This is a genomic window from Pseudomonadota bacterium (genome assembly GCA_018823135.1).
In the GTDB taxonomy this organism is placed as follows: Bacteria; Desulfobacterota; Desulfobulbia; order Desulfobulbales; family CALZHT01; genus JAHJJF01.
The window spans coordinates 1-18,320 of sequence record JAHJJF010000146.1; the positions used below are offsets into that span (position 1 = coordinate 1).

General features: G+C 47.9%; 19 protein-coding genes. 15 read left to right on the forward strand and 4 right to left on the reverse strand.

Annotated features, from left to right (window positions below; genetic code table 11):
• The 4 genes from KKE17_14885 to KKE17_14900 all read right to left on the reverse strand — a co-directional run.
• Positions 1 to 307: 2-oxoacid ferredoxin oxidoreductase (locus tag KKE17_14885; protein MBU1711283.1), on the reverse strand; the 307-nt coding region annotated here is incomplete at its 3' end.
• On the reverse strand, positions 304 to 2,019 hold the full coding sequence (locus KKE17_14890) for a 2-oxoacid:acceptor oxidoreductase subunit alpha (GenBank protein MBU1711284.1): 1,716 nt from the start codon (positions 2,017 to 2,019) through the stop codon (positions 304 to 306). The genes KKE17_14890 and KKE17_14885, both read right to left, overlap by 4 nt.
• Positions 2,020 to 2,277: 258 nt before the next feature.
• Positions 2,278 to 3,939 carry an adenosylcobalamin-dependent ribonucleoside-diphosphate reductase gene (locus KKE17_14895; GenBank protein ID MBU1711285.1) on the reverse strand — a complete coding sequence of 554 codons (1,662 nt, stop codon included), beginning with the start codon at positions 3,937 to 3,939 and terminating at the stop codon, positions 2,278 to 2,280.
• Between the two features lie 80 nt (positions 3,940 to 4,019).
• The gene (locus tag KKE17_14900; protein ID MBU1711286.1) at positions 4,020 to 5,018 is read right to left on the reverse strand and encodes a DUF21 domain-containing protein; all 999 of its coding nucleotides are present in this window, start codon (positions 5,016 to 5,018) and stop codon (positions 4,020 to 4,022) included.
• Between the two features lie 224 nt (positions 5,019 to 5,242).
• On the opposite strand from KKE17_14900, the gene KKE17_14905 reads away from it, so the two are divergent.
• The 15 genes from KKE17_14905 (at position 5,243) to KKE17_14975 (ending at position 18,185) form a co-directional block, all read left to right on the forward strand.
• Entirely contained in the window at positions 5,243 to 5,848 is a 606-nt protein-coding gene (locus tag KKE17_14905; GenBank protein MBU1711287.1) for a mechanosensitive ion channel family protein, read from the forward strand.
• Positions 5,849 to 5,869: 21 nt separating this feature from the next.
• Positions 5,870 to 7,279: a F0F1 ATP synthase subunit beta gene (gene atpD / locus KKE17_14910; protein MBU1711288.1), complete on the forward strand. Its 1,410-nt coding sequence runs from the start codon at positions 5,870 to 5,872 to the stop codon at positions 7,277 to 7,279.
• A 7-nt stretch (positions 7,280 to 7,286) separates the two neighbouring features.
• The gene (locus KKE17_14915) at positions 7,287 to 7,673 is read left to right on the forward strand and encodes a F0F1 ATP synthase subunit epsilon (protein ID MBU1711289.1); all 387 of its coding nucleotides are present in this window, start codon (positions 7,287 to 7,289) and stop codon (positions 7,671 to 7,673) included.
• Positions 7,674 to 7,677: 4 nt separating this feature from the next.
• A complete protein-coding gene (locus tag KKE17_14920; GenBank protein MBU1711290.1) occupies positions 7,678 to 7,995 on the forward strand; it encodes an AtpZ/AtpI family protein in 318 nt (105 codons plus the stop codon).
• Positions 7,985 to 8,290 (forward strand): ATP synthase subunit I, encoded by a 306-nt coding sequence (locus tag KKE17_14925; protein ID MBU1711291.1) that lies wholly within the window; start codon positions 7,985 to 7,987, stop codon positions 8,288 to 8,290. The genes KKE17_14920 and KKE17_14925 overlap by 11 nt, the downstream gene beginning before the upstream one ends.
• Positions 8,290 to 9,018, forward strand: a complete 729-nt coding sequence (locus tag KKE17_14930) for a F0F1 ATP synthase subunit A (protein MBU1711292.1) — start codon at positions 8,290 to 8,292, stop codon at positions 9,016 to 9,018. The genes KKE17_14925 and KKE17_14930 overlap by 1 nt, the downstream gene beginning before the upstream one ends.
• A 180-nt stretch (positions 9,019 to 9,198) precedes the next feature.
• The gene (locus tag KKE17_14935) at positions 9,199 to 9,477 is read left to right on the forward strand and encodes a F0F1 ATP synthase subunit C (GenBank protein MBU1711293.1); all 279 of its coding nucleotides are present in this window, start codon (positions 9,199 to 9,201) and stop codon (positions 9,475 to 9,477) included.
• A gap of 3 nt (positions 9,478 to 9,480) precedes the next feature.
• Positions 9,481 to 10,215, forward strand: a complete 735-nt coding sequence (locus KKE17_14940; GenBank protein ID MBU1711294.1) for a hypothetical protein — start codon at positions 9,481 to 9,483, stop codon at positions 10,213 to 10,215.
• 201 nt (positions 10,216 to 10,416) lie between these two features.
• Positions 10,417 to 11,982, forward strand: coding sequence for an alternate F1F0 ATPase, F1 subunit alpha (locus KKE17_14945; protein MBU1711295.1), 1,566 nt, complete (start codon positions 10,417 to 10,419; stop codon positions 11,980 to 11,982).
• 205 nt (positions 11,983 to 12,187) lie between these two features.
• Positions 12,188 to 13,060, forward strand: a complete 873-nt coding sequence (locus KKE17_14950; protein ID MBU1711296.1) for a F0F1 ATP synthase subunit gamma — start codon at positions 12,188 to 12,190, stop codon at positions 13,058 to 13,060.
• Between the two features lie 23 nt (positions 13,061 to 13,083).
• The gene (locus KKE17_14955; GenBank protein ID MBU1711297.1) at positions 13,084 to 15,345 is read left to right on the forward strand and encodes an amino acid permease; all 2,262 of its coding nucleotides are present in this window, start codon (positions 13,084 to 13,086) and stop codon (positions 15,343 to 15,345) included.
• Positions 15,346 to 15,497: 152 nt separating this feature from the next.
• Positions 15,498 to 15,917 (forward strand): cyclic nucleotide-binding domain-containing protein, encoded by a 420-nt coding sequence (locus KKE17_14960; GenBank protein ID MBU1711298.1) that lies wholly within the window; start codon positions 15,498 to 15,500, stop codon positions 15,915 to 15,917.
• Positions 15,918 to 16,029: 112 nt separating this feature from the next.
• A complete protein-coding gene (locus KKE17_14965) occupies positions 16,030 to 17,064 on the forward strand; it encodes a PAS domain-containing protein (GenBank protein ID MBU1711299.1) in 1,035 nt (344 codons plus the stop codon).
• 92 nt (positions 17,065 to 17,156) lie between these two features.
• Positions 17,157 to 17,528, forward strand: a complete 372-nt coding sequence (locus KKE17_14970; GenBank protein ID MBU1711300.1) for a response regulator — start codon at positions 17,157 to 17,159, stop codon at positions 17,526 to 17,528.
• A gap of 36 nt (positions 17,529 to 17,564) precedes the next feature.
• Positions 17,565 to 18,185 carry a chemotaxis protein CheC gene (locus KKE17_14975; protein ID MBU1711301.1) on the forward strand — a complete coding sequence of 207 codons (621 nt, stop codon included), beginning with the start codon at positions 17,565 to 17,567 and terminating at the stop codon, positions 18,183 to 18,185.
• Positions 18,186 to 18,320: the final 135 nt, after the last annotated feature.

Genomic DNA, 18,320 nt, shown 5'->3' on the forward strand with positions numbered 1-18,320 from the left:
CATGGATAAAGTGATTGCCGCCCTCACCGTACATGTCTCCGTCACCGCTGGTGACGATCACTTTCAGTCCGGGATTTACCGCCTTGATTGCAGTGGCAGGCGGTAATGCCCGTCCGTGCAGGCCATTAAAAAAGTTAGCCGGGATGTAATGCGGGGTTTTAGCCGCCTGGCCGATTCCGGAGACCAGTACCAACTCCCTGGGGTTGATACTCAGGTCCGTAAGGGCATCTTTCAGGACTTTGAGAATTCCGTAATTGCCGCAACCGGGACACCAGGCTATATCGATATTATCTGTTTCGTAATTCATCGGGTCTCCTCCCTGGGCAAACATTTACCTATTTCTTCAATTAATTCCTCTACCGTGAAGGGCAGGCCGTTATATTTCAGGATTGCCTGATCGATACGATGTCCGGTTTCCCGAAGAATCAAATTCCCCAGCTGCGAGGTGGCATTATTCTCGATAATGATGGTTTGATCCGCTCTTTCTAATTGACTGGAGAGATCATCCGGCAATGGATAAACCTGGGTGAAGGTCAACGCTGCAATATTTTTTCTTGCCAAAGATCCAAGGGCCTCTTTGACAATAAGGTTGGTGGACCCCCAGCTCAGAACAAGGATTTTGTAATCCTGGGGTCCAAACAAGGGTGATGGAATTGTATCGGTTTTTATTTTTTCAAGTTTCTTCAGGCGCTTATCCACCATTTTGGGCCGCAGCTGCAGATCTTCGGTAATGTGGCCGGCTTCATCGTGCTCATCGCTGTCAGCGCCGACCAAGCCAATTCCTCCGGGAATACCCCTTGGAGAAATACCGTCTTCGGTAAGCCGGTAGCGTTGATAGTCTTCCTTGGTCTCGACGACCTGTTGTTCTATTTTCAATCCGTTCAAGTTAAAAGCAGCCGTGTTATAATACGTATCCACCAGGTACTGATCAGACAAAACAAAGACCGGCACCTGGTATTTATCCGCCATATTGAAGGCCTTTTGGGTCAGGTGAAATGCGGTGTCGAGAGATTCAGGGGCCAGGATGATGCGGGGGAATTCACCGTGCCCTGCATAAAGCGCCAGTTCCAGATCCCCCTGTTCGGTGCGGGTGGGAAGCCCGGTGGCAGGTCCGGGGCGCTGGGCAAGATGGATTACAACTGGGGATTCCATCATTCCCGCCAGGCTGATTCCTTCGGTCATCAGAGCGAAACCGCCGCCGGAAGTGGTCACCATGGCCCTGGCTCCTGCATACCAGGCTCCCAAAGCCATATTGATTGCGGCAATTTCATCTTCCGCCTGTTCAACCAGCAGATCAAAATCATGCATATGCCCGGCCATGAAGGTAATCACTCCGGTACCCGGGGTCATGGGATAGGAGGTTATGCATTGGCACCCTCCGGCTATGGCGCCCATGGCAATGGCTTCGGAGCCGTTCACCATGATTTCATTACTGATATCCGAGCGTTCGATTGGCGCAACACTGACGGCCCCGCTTTGAAGCAGCTCAAGTCCTTTGCCATATCCTTGCCTGGCCGCCTCGATATTTTTGGCAACCACTTCCTCGCCTTTGTCGGTAAATCGATTGTGGAGATATTTTTCCGTAACCTGCTGATCGGTCTGCAGCAGGCCGAGAAGCATTCCCAGGGCAAGAGTATTGGCATACATCTCATTGCCGAGCTCCTTGGCCATTGCATTGAAAGGAATATCAACCAGTTGCATATCCGTTCCGAGAACTGATCCATCTCCGATAATTACCGTTTGATCCGATATTCTCGATTGCAGATGGGGGATGACGTTTTTATCAAGGGGAAATAAAAGATCGATGCGACGGACCGGTGTCCGAACCTGACGGGAAGCTACCCGGATGCTGGTGGTATTTGTGCCGCCCCGCACCCGGGACATATATTCCTTGGTGGCGTAAACCTGATAGCCGTCCAGTTTCAGGATCTTGGTCAGTAACTGCTCGATGGTCTGGATTCCCTGACCGGCCTCTCCTCCTAAAACGATGGAAATGTCGTTTGATGCCTGTCCTGTCATTGCCATTCTCCTCAATTTTTTTTAAAAGATAAGACCGTTGAAGAAGCAGTTGCTCAGAGCGCCTGATGAGATGATTCCCACGGGAGGGAAGAGGCGGCCGTGGGAGAATCCATTAATTTTAATGGTTTTGAGAGTCTGGAGTGGAAGAATTCAAAAATACTCGTATTGTCTGCTTCTAGTTTGGCCTATCATAGTTTGACTATAGATGTCAAACCTTCCAGAGAAGAAGTCAACCAAAGTGACTGAAGAATAGAGTTCTCAACTGCACTCATCCCTTTTCAGGCTGCAGGCCCCGAGAATCTGGTTGTCCAGAGACTTGTCCCGATAAACGGTCAGCCCTTTCACCTCTTTTCCCACTGCGTCGAGAAACAATTTGCTGATATCTGCAACAGTTGCCGATTCCGGCAGGTTGACGGTTTTTGATACCGCATTATCGGTGAACTGCTGAAAGGCTTCCTGAACTCTCAGATGCCATTGGGGGGATACATCCCAGGCGGTCTGGAAGATTTCGCTGGGGATTTTTTTCTTCTGGGCGATTAATTCAGTGTAAAGGGGATGAGTGTCCACCCAGATTTTGTCCACGACTTTGCGTTGCAATTCAAAGGCAAAGACCGGCTCTATGCCGCTGCTGACGCCGGCTATGAGGCTGATGGTGCCGGTTGGTGCCACGGTGGTGAGGGTGGCGTTGCGCCGCTTTTTTACGCCCTGCGAAGGATAGATGCTATGGTCGAAACTCGGGAAATTGCCGCGTTTTTCGGCAAGCTCGGCAGATGTCTGTTCCGCCACGGTCTTGATTCTGGCCATGATCGTCCGGGCAAGGCTGATGGTTTGTTCGCTTTGATAGGGGATTTTCAGCATGATCAGCATATCGGCAAAACCCATGACTCCTAAGCCGACCTTGCGGTTGCTCTTGCTCAATTCCTCGATCCGTCGTAATGGATAGCGGTTGATTTCAATGACATTGTCGAGAAAGTGGATTGCCAGATGGACAAGATGATCGAGCTTAGGGTAATTTATTTCACCGTTGTCGATAATTTTTGTGAGATTAATCGACCCAAGATTGCATGATTCATAGGGGAGCAGGGGTTGTTCGCCACAGGGGTTGGTGGCCTCTATCCAGCCCATCTTCGGCAGAGGATTGGCTCGGTTTACCCGGTCGATGAAAATGATTCCCGGATCGCCGGTTTTCCAGGCGCATTCGGCGATTAAATCAAGGAGTTTGGTAGCGGCAATTTTTTTCACCGACCCCCCGGTTCTCGGGTGTACAAGGGTGTATTTTCGGTTTTTCCGCAGGCAATTGATAAACAAATCATCCACTGCTACTGACAGATTGAAATTACACAGACTGCCGGGGATAAGTTTGGCGGTGATAAATTCCTCTATATCCGGATGATTGATATGGAGAACGGCCATATTGGCGCCCGGGCGAATTCGGTTGCGATCAATTAGATAGGTTGCCTTGTCGAATAATTCGATAAATGACACCGGCCCACCGGCCACACCTATGGCCGGAAGAATGGTATCTCCTCTGGGGCGCAAGCGGCTGAAGGAAAACCCTGTACCGCCGCCGGTTTCATGGATGATTGCCGTATGCTTCAATGTCTGGAAAATGGAATCAAGACTGTCCTCTATGGGAAGGACAAAACAGGCGGCCAATTGGCCCAGTGGTCTGCCGGCATTCATCAGACATGGAGAATTGGGTAAAAAGGCAAAGGAGGTCATCGCCTCCTCAAAGGCCTGGGCGGTCTTGGTCACCGGCGCTCCCGCCTCGAACAAGCGGTCCGCCTCGGCAACCGCTCGTGCAACCCGCTCAAATAATTGCTGTGGGGTTTCGAGAATTTCTCCTCGGTAATTTTTACCGAAATACCTTTTTTTCAATACATCTTCGGCGAGTTTGGAAAGTTTGATTTCAGTCATCATCCGACCTCTCAAAGTCCAGTAATCTGCACACAGGCGTTGCCATGAAGGTCCTCAGTGCATGGCGGCGAGGAGAATGGCCACTATTTTACTATTCCGCGTAATAAGCGGCCGAGAATATCCGCACCGGTTATCACCCTTTTTTCTTCTGCCCAGACCAGGATAATATCCTGGTCGATGACATCATCTTCAGGATGTTCGGCAAAAACCTTCAGCCTTGAAATCACCTCACCAAGGGGCATGTGCGGATCGTTGACGATGATCGGTCGATGGCAGCAGATCAGGGGATTTATCGGGTCATGCCCGAAAAACACATCCCGCACCAGTTTGTCAGTATCCATAACATATAATGGCTTTTCATCGGTATCGGTGATGATTACCCATTTTTCGCCGGAAAGTTGCGCCTTGAGCAGAAAAGGATCGGTGGACAACTTGTTAATCACCGGAAACTGAGGTTTTCCATGAACAATCGGCAATTGAATAATGCTGTCCGGGTTAATCACCTCTCCTTCATGGGAGACTATCATATCGTCAATATCCAGAAAATTTAAGGCGCCTATTCCCTCCAGTTTGTTGATATCAGCTTCATCCGAGATCATATGCTTTTTAAGCAGATTGCGGATATCCTTTTCCTGCATGTACCATATGGTTTCTTTCCCCAGCAGCAGGTCAAGCAGCAGGGCGGACGGTTTGGCAAGGGGGTATAACAGGTATTGATAGAAGCGGATCACCGGATACAGGCGCGATGCCAGAAATAATGCGTTTCTGGAAAAATATGCCTGGGGAAAGATTTCTCCCACAAAGGTGATCACCACAGTTGAAAAAATGAAAGCGCTGACCCCGGCCAGAACCGAATGCGATAACAGTGTCAGCAGGACGTTTATTCCGACGTTTCCCCAAAGAACGGTTGTAAGCAGAAAATTTGCATCTTCACGGAGTTTGATTACTTTTTCCGCATCGGCGTTGCCGGATGAGACTTCAACTTCAAGCCTCAATCTGCTTACGCTGAATACGGCAAGATTGAGTCCGGAAAAAAGGGCGGATTGTGAAATACAGAAAAGAATACCGAGCCAGATAAACATTTGTCTCCTATATTTATGAGTTGAAAAATAAAAAAATCAGATCAGGCAGTTAAAAGATTTTTTAATGTAGTGTCAAAACACATTTAAAAGCAAGAGTTCAAATGCAAAACAATTTTGATAAATCCAATCATTGCTTGACATTGTAATCAGTGCAAACAAGAATCAGATAACACCAATGACAGGTCAAGCTGCGGGATTCAATCCTGCAATAGCAGCCATGAGGTATGATGATGAACCGCTTCAATGTTAATGAATTAATGATGTGGCAGGACGCAAAATTTATTGCGATAGTATTGATTTTCCTTGCTGGTATCCTTGTTTATGCGGCTTTAAGTCGTTTTTATTCTCTGTTGTTTAAACAGGAGGCTCTTTCCGAATCTTTATTCCGTGTATTCAAAAATATAACGAAAATCCTTGTTTTTGTTATGGTCATTCTTTTCTCCATGCAGCAGCTGGGGGTAAAGATTTCAGCCATAGTCGCATCATTGCTCACCGTGTCGGCAATGATTGCCGTAGGATTCATCGCGGTGTGGAGCGTGTTGAGTAATTTTTTATGTTCTTTTCTGATAATCCTGTTCAAGCCGTTTCGGATCGGCGATGATATTGAGATTACCGAGTTAGTCGGCGGTTCTGGCCTTCGAGGCAAGGTTGTTGATTTCAATATCATGTATACCTCCATCCTTGAACACGGGGAAATGCCAGAGGAAGAAAAAGCACTCATTCGAATCCCCAATAATACGTTTTTCCAGAAGGCAACCAAACGCTGGAAGGGTGAAGAGAGAAAAAGTGTTGAAAAGCATCTTTTTAACAAGTCTTTAATCAATAGGTGATACTGAGAAAATCGAGGATTAATGGTGCGGACAACCGAAATTCAGGAAAATAAGAGCAGATACTCCGGCCGGGTGAAATCAGTGCGCGGGACGGTTGTTGACGTGTTTTTTGAAGAGGAACTTGCCCCGGTTTACGGATTGCTCTATGCCGGCGAAAACCAGCAGACTGCCCTTGAGGTCATGGATCATGTGGATGAGCATACCGCCCGCTGCATTGCCTTGACCCCCACCGCAGGGCTGGGACGGGGTGATCTGGCGCAGGGAACAGGCGCGCCGATAATGGTGCCGGTTGGCGAGGAAAATCTCGGGCGGATGTTCAATGTGTTCGGCGAGACAATTGACCTGAAAACAGAACCGGTGGCCCAGCTGAGAAAATCCATTCATCAGTATCCTATTTCCCTGGCTGACCGCGTTACCCACGAAGAAATATTTCTTACCGGCATCAAGGCCATTGACCTGCTTGCACCCCTTGAACGCGGAGGCAAGGCGGGTTTGTTCGGCGGCGCCGGGGTGGGCAAGACCGTGGTGATTACCGAGCTTATTAATAATATGGTGGGCAAACATCAAGGATTAAGTATTTTCTGCGGCATCGGCGAGCGGTGCAGGGAGGGCGAAGAACTGTACCGCGAAATGGACGCCGCCGGGGTCCTAAAAAATACCGTGATGGTTTTCGGCCAGATGAATGAATCCCCGGGGGCCCGTTTCCGGGTGGGCAGAAGCGCCCTGACCATGGCGGAATATTTTCGTGACGATCTGGGTAAAGACGTTTTGCTGCTTATCGATAATATTTTCCGTTTCATCCAGGCCGGCATGGAGCTTTCGGGCCTCATGGGCAGATTGCCGTCGCGCCTCGGATATCAACCCACCATGGCAACGGAGCTTGCCGAGCTTGAAGAACGCATTTCAAGCTCCAAAAAGGCTGCGATCACTTCAATCCAGGCGGTGTATGTGCCGGCCGATGATCTGACTGATCCGGCTGCAGTGCACACCTTCGGTCATCTTTCGGCGAGTATCGTGCTTTCGCGGAAGCTTGCTTCCGAAGGAATCTATCCCTCCATTGATCCTCTGCAATCCAAGTCCATGATGCTCAATGCGCGCATTGTCGGTGATAAACATTATTCAATTGCCCGGGATGTGAAAAAGACCCTTGCCACCTATGATGAATTGAAAGACATCATCGCCATGCTGGGAATCGAGGAATTATCCAGGGAAGACCGGAAAACGGTGTATCGCGCCCGAAGACTTGAACGGTTTCTGACCCAGCCGTTTTTTACCACTGAGCATTTTACTGGTTTAGAGGGCCGGATTGTTGACCTGAAAGACGCAATTGACGGATGTGAGCGGATTCTCAATGATGAATTTTCCGAGATCCCTGAAAGCGCCCTGTATATGATCGGCAGCATTGATGAAGTGAAAGGTGCAAATGGATAACGACTCGATCATCCTTAGAATTCTTCTGCCGACTGCAAAGTTTCTTGAAGAAAAAGTTGCGAAAATCAAAGGGGAAGGACTGGAAGGGGAATTCTGCCTGAAGCCGCGACACATAGATTATTCCACAGCGCTGAGTCCGGGGATTTTTTCCTATATTACCGCAAACGGCAAGGAACATTTTCTGGCCATAGATCAGGGAATCCTCGTAAAACAGGGGGATGAGGTAATGATCGCGACAAGGAGTACCGTTGCCGGTGAACTGGGCCAACTGAACAGGGAAGTGGAAAATATGCTCATTGAAAAGCAGGAACGTGAAAAGCAGGGCCGTTCCGCGGTTGCCAAACTGGAAATAGGCTTTATTAAACGTTTCCTGGAATTCAGCCATCGGAGTTAAACTTATGGAAAGGCATGACGAATTTCCCAAGCGGGTCCATGATCGGGAAAAGAAAAAAATTGAATCCAGACGGGAAGCTAAAAAGATCTGGTTCGGGCTGGGCATGTTCGGCATGGTCGGTTGGTCCGTTGCATTACCCACAGTGGCGGCCGGGTTTCTAGGTATATGGATAGATGCACACTGGCCAGGGAGATATTCCTGGACCTTGATGTTGATTATCGGTGGCCTTTGTCTGGGTTGTTACAATGCCTGGTACTGGGTGCAGAAAGAACGGCAGGAACTTGTGGGAAAGCATACCCCTGAGAAAAAAAATGATGAATAGCCAGCCGTATATAATCGGTTTCATATTCGGGAGTATCGGCGGTTTGTATTATTTCTACGGACTTTTGCTCACGGTCCGGCGAGTGCCGGTGAGCAGGCATCCGACGCGGCTTCTGGTAATGAGTTATTTGATCCGGCTATTTCCTGTGCTGCTTGGAATGATTTTTATTGCGAGAATAAATCCGGGGATGTTGATAACTTTTCTTGTTGGATTTTTCATGGTCCGATTCATTTTGACCAGGAGTTTGTCGGAGAATGGCAATCTAAACATCAATCGAGGCATTTTAAAAAAATAATGCAGCTCAGCCCAGACAGCATCATTTTAATTCAACTTGAATTATTCTCGATTAATGCCACCATGGCCTTTACCTGGCTGGTCATGCTGATCATCACCCTTGGGTCATGGCTGGTTACCAGTCGTCTTTCCACCGGACCGGAAATTTCCCGCTGGCAGAATTTTCTCGAAAGCGTCATAACCATGATTCTCGGCCAGATCCATGATGTAACCAGGCAGAATCCAAGGCGTTTCCTTGGATTCCTAGGCACCCTGTTCCTCTTTGTCGCCACCTGTAATCTGCTGTCGGTTGTCCCGGGATTTCAACCGCCCACCGGCTCCCTTTCAACAACCACGGCACTGGCGCTGTGCGTGCTGGTGGCGGTGCCGATATACGGTATTGCCGATTCCGGCTTCGGCGCTTATCTGAAGAATTATATTCAGCCCACGCCTTTGATGCTGCCTTTTAACATTACCGGGGAAATAAGCCGCACCCTTGCCCTGGCGGTCCGGTTGTTCGGCAATGTCATGAGCGGCAGCATGATCGGCGGCATTCTGCTGGCCATCGCGCCGCTTATATTTCCGGTTATCATGCAGCTTCTGGGCCTGCTTACCGGCCTTGTCCAGGCCTATATTTTTGCAATTCTTGCCGCAGTTTATATCGCTGCCGGCTTGAAAATTCACGAAAGTAAGCAATCACAGGGCACTGCACCTTCGCACGATCAGGACAGCCCGCATAGCGGACTATAGCGGCCAGTCCTGATCGTGCAAATCTACAGCACCCTGTGATTGCTTATGGATTTTTTATTGTAGTTTCAAACGGGTGATTAACCCATGGCCAGTCATCCATGATGAGAGGGCTGAAATTAATGGAAGGGAATAAACAACCCTGAGTAGTTACGGGAACAAACATAAAGAAGGAGTGAAGGTATGGATAATTTAGCACTGGTTGCGGTAGCTTCGATTATTTCCGCTGGTATATGCATCGGTATCGGCGCCATTGGCCCGGCCCTGGGCGAAGGCCGCGCTCTTGCCCAGGCCCTGGCGTCAATTGCCCAGCAGCCTGACGAGACCAACACCATAACCCGCACTTTGTTTGTGGGGCTGGCAATGGTTGAGTCCACTGCAATTTATTGTTTCGTGGTGTCGATGATTCTGATTTTTGCCAACCCTTTCTGGAAATATTTTTTAACAAAGGTCGGGGGATGATTGATGTTGATTGACTGGACCACAGTCTTTTTTCAGATAGTCAATTTTCTGATTCTCATCGTCTTGTTGAAACGGTTCCTGTACGGCCCGATCATCAAGGCCATGGATGCCCGTGAAAAGACGATTGCCGCAGGTATCGCCGCGGCAGCACGGGCGGAACAGGAGGGGCGTGATTATGCCCTTCGTCTGGCGGCAGACCAAAAGGATTTTGGCGGGAAACGTGAGCTGATGCAGCAGGAAGCAGGGCGTGAGATAGAACAATGGAAGCAGGAAAGTGTTGATCGGCTGAAAGCTGAAATTGCCGCCCAGCAGAAAAACTGGCAGCAGAACCTTGAGGATGAACAGGAAGCATTTCTTAAGAAATTGAAGGTCACCATCAGCAGGCAGGTGTTTGATATTTCAAGAAAGGTTCTGGCTGATCTGGCCGACAATAACCTCGAATCCCGCCTTATTGAGATATTTTTAGATAAAATTAACCGTGAGATCTCGTCCCCCCCTGAGCAGGATGAGCACCTGACAATTATTTCCGGGTTTCCTCTGGGAAATGCTCAAAAAACAAATCTGCAGGATGGACTGAAGAAATTTTTTCCAGGGCAAAAGACGATTGATTTCCGGGAGCAAGGGGAACTTGGCTTTGGAATTCGTTTATTGGTCGGTGACCGGAAATGGGAATGGAACCTCAGCCGTTACATGAACGACATGGAAGATGAAATCATCCGAACCATGATGGCGTCGTAAAAAAATGATCTACAGAATCTCAAACCTTTTAAGAGAGCGATTTTAATCAGTGGCACTGGATTTTCATATGTCCACCAACATTGTCGGACTCGCAAAAAGCCCTCGTCGGACGCGTATTTCTCCTGTAACTTATTGAAATTACAAGAGGCGATAATTCAGCATCCGGCTTTTTGTGAAGCCATCAACATTGAGCAGAATAAAATGACCGACAAAAAAAAACTCAGTAATCTTCTTGATGAGACCGCCCGGGAATTGAAGCAGGGCACGGGCTCCTATTCCGCTTCGGTGAGCCGCGAAGAGATCGGCCATGTTTTTTCTGTGGGGCAGGGGATTGTCTGGGCCAAGGGGCTTGAATCCGTCAAATCCGAGGAACTGGTTGTCTTTCCCAGCGGCGTCATGGGAGTTGTCCTTGATATCCTGCCGGACAGGACTGGAATTGTCTTGCTGGGCCACGATATGGATTTGAAATCCGGGGACGAAGTAACCCGCACCGGCCGGATTCTTGAAGTGCCGGTTGATGCGTCGCTGATCGGCCGGATTGTCGATCCCCTGGGCAGGCCCCTTGATGAGAAAGGGCCGATTCAGGCCATCGAGCATCTGGCGGTGCAGCGTGAAGCTCCGGCGATTATGGCGCGTGGCCCGGTGAACAAACCGCTGCAGACCGGCATCAAGGTGATTGATGCCCTTATTCCCATCGGCCGCGGCCAGCGGGAGTTGATCCTCGGAGACCGGCAGACGGGTAAAACCGCGGTTGCTCTGGACACGATCATCAATCAGGCTGATAAGGATGTGATTTGTATCTACTGTGCCATCGGCCAGCGAAGTTCTTCTGTTGCCAAGATAATTGCCCAGCTCAGAGAACGGAATGCCCTGGAATATTCCCTGGTGATGGTGGCGGAAGGCAGCGATCCGCCCGGTCTGCAGTTTATCGCTCCCTATGCCGCAACGTCCATGGCCGAGTATTTCATGAATAAGGGTCGGGATGTGCTGGTGATCTATGATGATCTTACCCGGCATGCCATTGCCTATCGGCAGATATCCCTGCTGTTGAGACGCCCGCCCGGCCGTGAGGCCTTTCCCGGCGATATTTTTTACGTGCACAGCAGGCTTCTGGAGCGCTCAACCCGTCTGCGGGATGAGGCAGGCGGCGGCTCCATCACTTCGCTGCCGATCATCGAGACCGAGGCCCAGAACATTTCGGCGTACATCCCGACCAATCTTATTTCCATTACCGACGGGCAGATCTATCTCTCTCCCGATCTTTACCAGAAAGGGGTTTTCCCGGCAGTTGAAGTAGGAAAATCGGTTTCCCGGGTGGGAGGCAAGGCGCAGCTTGCAGCATACCGTAAGGTTGCCGGTGATCTCAGGCTTTCCTATTCGCAGTTCCAGGAACTTGAATCATTCGCCCGCTTCGGCACCAGGCTTGATGATGCAACCCGTAAAACCCTGGAACATGGCCGCCGCGTCCGTGAAGTGCTGAAGCAGCAGCAGTTCTCACCGCTTACCGCATCTGACCAGGTGGCGATATTGATGGCCACCAATAAGGGCATGCTTGACTCCATACCCCTTGAAAAAATCTTTGAGGCTGAAGAGAAAATTATTGCCGGTCTTCAGGGAATTTCCGGACTGAGTGAGCGGATTGTGAACGCCGGCAAAGATGATCCGATCTGGGATGAACTTCAGCGGGAGCTTGAGAAAATTGTCTCAGGCCTGCAGGCTGATATGATTCCTGAGACTGAATCGGAAGCTGCGGATAAGACTGAATGATTCTTTTGGGTGAGTAATAACATATAATTCAATGACGTTTAAGTAATGGCGGTTGTCATTTTAAGAGAGAATATCGAATGTTGAACAGGGAATTTTGAACCGCAGAAGTAAAAAAACACTTCGACATTCCTTGTTCGACATTCTGCGGTTCGTATTGAAAAAATCTCTTCAGTTTATGACAATGAGATCCAATTTTAAGTGAACCATGGAAACCTTAGAGATTCTCGGCAGAAAGATAAAAACATCACACGACCTGTTGTCGGTGGTAAAAACCATGAAAAGCCTGGCTGCGGTGAATATTCGTCAATATGAAACCGCCGCCGGGGCAATGGATGAGTATACCGTTGTGATAGAAAAGGCCTGGCAGGTATTTTTTAAAAACCGGCCCCATCTCCAGAAAAAGAAAATGTCTGATCAGGCGGTATTTCTGGTCATTGGTTCGGACCAGGGGATGTGCGGGCAGTTTAATGAAAATATCATGCAGTATGCCCTGGACATCGCTAATTCTGAAGAAATGATCGGTTATGAAAAAATATTCTGGTCCGCCGGCGAACGGGTCCGGGCTGGCCTTGAAGAGGAAGTGGTAATACACGAACATTATTATCTGCCATCCTCGCCATCGGCAATCGGCGATCTCATGTTCGAAATCGTTGATAAATTCGCCATTTTGCATGAAACAGAAAGGGTTGAGACCTTTCACCTTTTTTACAACAGGCTTGAAAGGGGCGGGGCATATTCTTCGGCAAGCCAACGGGTTTTGCCCCTTGATCCGCAATACGGCGAGGATAAACGCCGCCAGTCATGGCCCAATCGTTGCCTGCCGATGATCGGCGTCAATCATGCATTGTTCTTTGAGCAGCTTTTCAATCAGCATATCTTCGGGACGATTTATAAGGCCTTTTCGCAGTCCCTGGCCAGTGAGAACGCAGCAAGGCTTGCGTCGATGCAGGCCGCCGAAAAGAATATTCTGGAAATGGAGGAAGCCCTGCAGGGCAAGTTCCGGGAAACCAGACAGAACACCATTACCGCTGAACTCCTGGATATAATTTCAGGGTTTGAGGCCTTATCCCCTGCTTAAGCGGTTTTCGGAGTAATTCATTAATGTCGAATCAAACAGATCCCGGGACCACAGGCAAAGAAAAAAATCTTTTCAGTACCTTTGGGGGCGTTTTTACTCCGGCGATACTGACAATCCTCGGCGTCATAATGTTCATGCGCGCCAATTTCGTCGTCGGCCAGGCAGGGATCATCGGCGCGGTGATTATCCTGATTATTGCCAAGTCCATCACCCTGATGACCTCTTTTTCCATAGCGGCAATCAGTACAAATATTCAGGTGCGGGGCGGCGGTTCGTATTTTCTCATATCAAGAGTAATGGGCGTTGAGTTCGGCGGCGCAATCGGCATTGCGCTTTTCTTTGCCCTGGCCCTTTCCGTGCCTTTTTATATTCTGGGATTTGCCGAAGCGCTGGTTATTTCATATCCAGGAATCGCCCCGCATTTTTTAAGTATCTGCCTGGTAACCGCCACAGTGCTTTTTCTGGTTGCTTATTATGGCGCAGGCCTGGCCATAAAGGCACAGTTTGTGGTCATGTTTGTTCTGTTTCTGGCTATTGCCGCTTTTCTGGGCGGCGGTATCCTGCAATTTTCATCGGCACGCTTTATGAGTAATCTTTCTCCCGGTTATGGGCTGGACGTGGCCCGGACATCCTCCGGAATGCAGTATGGCTTCTGGTTGATATTTGCGATTTATTTTCCGGCAGTCACCGGTATTGATGCAGGGGTCAATATGAGTGGCGATCTCAAGGACCCCGGTACAAGTATTCCCCGGGGGACTTTTGCGGCGGTGATCGTCGGGTTTCTGGTGTATCTGGCGCAGATACTAATCGGCGGTGGCGCCTGGGAACGAGCGGACCTTATTACCAATCCCTTTGGGTTGTTAAAGGAAAACGCTCTGTTCGGTTTTTCATGGATTGTAGTTGCAGGAGTTATTGCCGCAACTCTTTCCTCTGCCCTGGGCAGCCTTCTCGGAGCGCCTCGTGTGCTGCAGGCTGTGTCACGTGATCGGATAATGAAGTTTTTGACGTTTTATGCAAAAGGGGCAAAAAAAGGTGATGAGCCCAGGCGGGCACTTATCTTGACTTATTTTATCAGCGTAATCGTGCTGCTCTGGGCCGGGAATGAATCCGGCGGCGATGCACTTAACGCCATGGCGGCGATCATTGCGATGTTTTTTTTATACAGTTACGGGATGATTAATCTGTCGGCGTTTATCGAGGATTTCGGCGACAACCCTTCTTTCCGGCCGCGATTCCGTTTTTATCACTGGTCAACCGCCCTGCTTGGCGCTTTTGCCTGTATGGTGGTTTCCATTCTCATTAACTGGATTGCGGCAATCGGTGCAATCCTTATTATTTTTCTCTTTTTCTGGTTTATCAAGACCAGAAAGCTTAAAGCGGCTTTTGGTGATGCCAGGCGGGGATTTGTCTATAATTCCATCCGCAAGAACCTTCTCCGTCTGAGCCGGATGCCGGAGGATCCCAAGAACTGGCGGCCCACCATGCTGGTTTTTTCAGGAATTCCTGCTCTTCGTGAACCACTGGTTAAATATGCCACATGGATTGCGGCTAAACGTGGACTGGTGTATCTGGCAGACATTCTTGAGGGGGATTTCATGGAACTTGCGTCCAGAAGACCGGGGGCTCTCCGGCAATTACAGAAGTTCTGCGAGGAAAAAAATATCGACGCCTTTCCGTCGGTTGTGACCGCAGACACAATTGAAGATGGGGTTTCCATGCTGCTTCAGGCAACAGAAACCGGACCGATTCATCCTAATGTCGCAATATTCGGCTGGTCTTCTGAATACGAACATCTGCCCGCTTATCTTCGCCAGCTGAAGGTTGCAGCCGCATTGGAGATGAGCATTTTCCTCGTGTCAGTAAAAGGCCTGCCGCTTCAAACCAATGATAAACGGATAGACATCTGGTGGCGTGGAAGAAAAAACGGCGAGATGATGATGCTGGCGGCCCACCTGATTACCGAAAACTGGGAATGGGAAAACACCGAGATTCGTCTGCTGCGGGTGGTTGAAAACGAGGAGGGGCGGATTCCTGCGTCAGAGGATCTTGTCGGGATAATCAGTCTTGCCCGGGTAAAGGCTTTTCCGCAAGTTATCGTGAGCCGCGACCCTTTTGAAAATATATTTCGGGAATATTCAGCAAGCGCTGATTGCATATTTCTGGGTTATGAACTCCCTGAAGAAGAAGACGAAAGAAGCTGGCACGGCTTTTATCAGAAAGTGCTTCATGATATGCCTGCGACAATTCTGGTTAATTCACAGATCCGCGAAATCATCGAAGCCTAAGGAGCATCCAGCCCGTTTTTTGTGATAATCAATCGGATTTGCTCTAAGTTTTCCAATATTTCTATTTATTTCTTGCTTTCAATTGGAGTATATTAACAGATGGTAAGAGAAAATTTACCAAGAGTTCAATTCAGATACAAATGAGGCCGGTAATGAACATCGAAGAATATCTCTTTAAAGTTGAAATATTTCAAAAAATAACTCCTGAAGATGTTAGACGTATTGCTGATGTATCAAAAGTAGTATCCTATCCGGATGGACAATATATAACCAGGCAGGGCGAACAACCGGACAATCTCTGGGTGGTATGCAAGGGCAAGGTTGAGGTCATAGTTGAGAAGGGGAAGGAGAAGCGACATGTTGCCTTTCTGGGGCCCGGTGAAATATTCGGGGAAATGACCGTGTTTCAGCGGGATTTTGCCACTGCTGATGTTGTTTCCCGCGGTGGGTGCAATGTTATTGAAATACCGGGAGAGTTTTTCAAGGATGTGATTTATGAAAGCCCGGTATCAATTGGCATGATGGCTCAGAAAATGACTAAACGGTTTTCAGAACTCATGAAAAAAAAATAAGAATAGCAGAAATTTTTTGGTAATTTTCCAAGAAAATGATTGTTTTTAAAAAAGCCTCTCAGGTTGATATCTTTTATCTTTTGAAATGAAAGTATTTAGTCAGATAATTGAAATGATCGATCTCGGTCTTATCATTCTTGATAAAGACCTCCGGGTTCGATATTGGAATCATTGGCTCGAGTCGAGAAGCGGCATCAAGAAGGAAATGATCCTGGGGCGTTCTGTTCTCGAGACATTTCCCCACCTTGACAGCCCCAAATTCCGACGAAATTTCAAGGCGGTTTTCGCTTTTGGTAATTTTTATTTTTTCCCTAGAAAATTATATGATTATCTCTTTCCATTCAAGCCTGACAGCACCTTCATGTCCGATGTTGATTATATGCAGCAAAGTTGCACCATGGGGCCGATCCGCGATGAAAGCAAAGCGATCCGTTACGTTTTTATTTCCATAAAGGATGTCACCGAAGCTTCAATCTATGAAAAGAAACTCACTGAAGCATTGTTTGCCATGCTTGATACCGGTGAGAGCAGAAGGACGGAACCCGAGTCAATTCTGACTGATCTATTTTCATCTTCCTATGATAACCCGTTTGCAAAAAGAGATTCTCCTCCTCTTTCATCCTTGAATGCAGTCACTGTTGAACCCCAATTCCATGAACCGGTTTCTGAAGCTGCGGACATGATTGTCAAGGAACTTGAACAGATCTCGTCATCTCAGGACGATTCTGAAGAGGAACCAGCAGCCCCCGAGTCGGAACGTGTTCGAAAACACACCGGAAAAAGTTTTGTCCAGACGCAGATTGATGAACTGATTTTGATGATTGACGACACTGCGACAACTGCCAGACCGGCTCGAAAGAAAACTGAAAAAACCGTCCCCAAAAAAGTTGCGGCTGTTTCCAAAAAAGGTACAGATAAAACAAAAAAATCAAAGATCGATGAAAAAACGTCGGTTAAAGAAAGAAAAAACAAGGAAGTAAACAAATTCGAGTCAGTTGTGAAAGATAACTCTAAACTGCCGAAAATTTCGAAAAAGAAAATAAAAAAATCAAAGCCGATCCCTGTTGAGACGACAGTGCACGAACAGATTGAAGAAATTTCTTCAATCATTGATTTTACCGGCGGCAAGGATAAATCCAAAAAATGATATGGTCGATTCTGCGGTTTATATATGGATAGAATTTTTTAAGATCTCAATTTATTCGTTATCTGTGTTGGTATTAAATCGGGGGGGGGAAGATGATTAAAAAAATACTTATTGTCGATGATTCGCCTATTGCTCGACAAATTTTAAAAAAATGCCTGCCTGATGACAGAGATTTTGCTCTATTTGAAGCCGGAGACGGGAAAGTCGGGGTTGAAAAGTATCTGGAAGTTAATCCTGATGTGACCTTTATGGATTTGACCATGCCGGTTATGGATGGTGTGGAGGCTCTTGCAAAGATTAAAGAGATAAATCCAAGGGCACTGGTTATTGTCTCTACCGCTGACATACAATCAAAAACAATTGGCGAGGTGGCTAAACTTGGGGCTTTAACGGTTCTTAAAAAACCTCCGTCTAAAGAAACTGTACAAAAAGCGTTAAAAAAAGCTGAAGAGCAACTTCAATAATGGGGCAGGACAATGGAGTTAGATAATCGGAACGTTATGTTGAATAATAATGATATTGAAATTCTTCAGGAAGTAATGAATATCGCTTTTGGTAAGGCGTCCGCCGATCTGGCTGAAGTAATCGATATCAGGGTGTTTTTAAATGTGCCGTATGTGGAACTGCTTAATGCGGCGGATTTGCCTCGACGCATCGTTGAAGAAGTGAAAATGTATAAGGACATCCGTATAGTGGAGCAGAATTACTGGGGAAAATTCAAAGGATCGGCGCTGCTGATTTTTCCGGCTGAATCAGGCAAGGGACTGATTTCTTTGTTTGAGGATGATTTTGATGAAAATATGAACGTCGACAGACTGGTTTTTGAGAAAGAGACCCTTCTTGAGGTGGGCAATATTTTAATCGGTGCCTGCGTCGGAAAAATTGCCGAACTTCTAGACGACGTGGTTTCTTATTCTCCTCCGAATGTGACGGTTCAAAGAATTTCAAAACAGCCGATCCTGGAGCGTCTCGCTGATCCGGAAAAGCACGCGATTTTCATGAAAACTGTTTTTCAGTTTGAAGATAAGGATGTCAGCGGCGCCTTGTTCTTGATTTCCGGTCAGGATTCCCTGACCTGGTTGAAAACGGCCTTGAATAACTTTATGGCCAAATTCGGATAAGGACTGTCTGATTTTCTAATACTTCCACATAAAATAATCATAAGGGCGCAAGCTTATGCTTGAGCCCTTTTTTTCTATGGTGTAAGTTTTTTGGATTGCTGCATTATTCTTTCAGGTGTGGCGCAATGTGTTGAA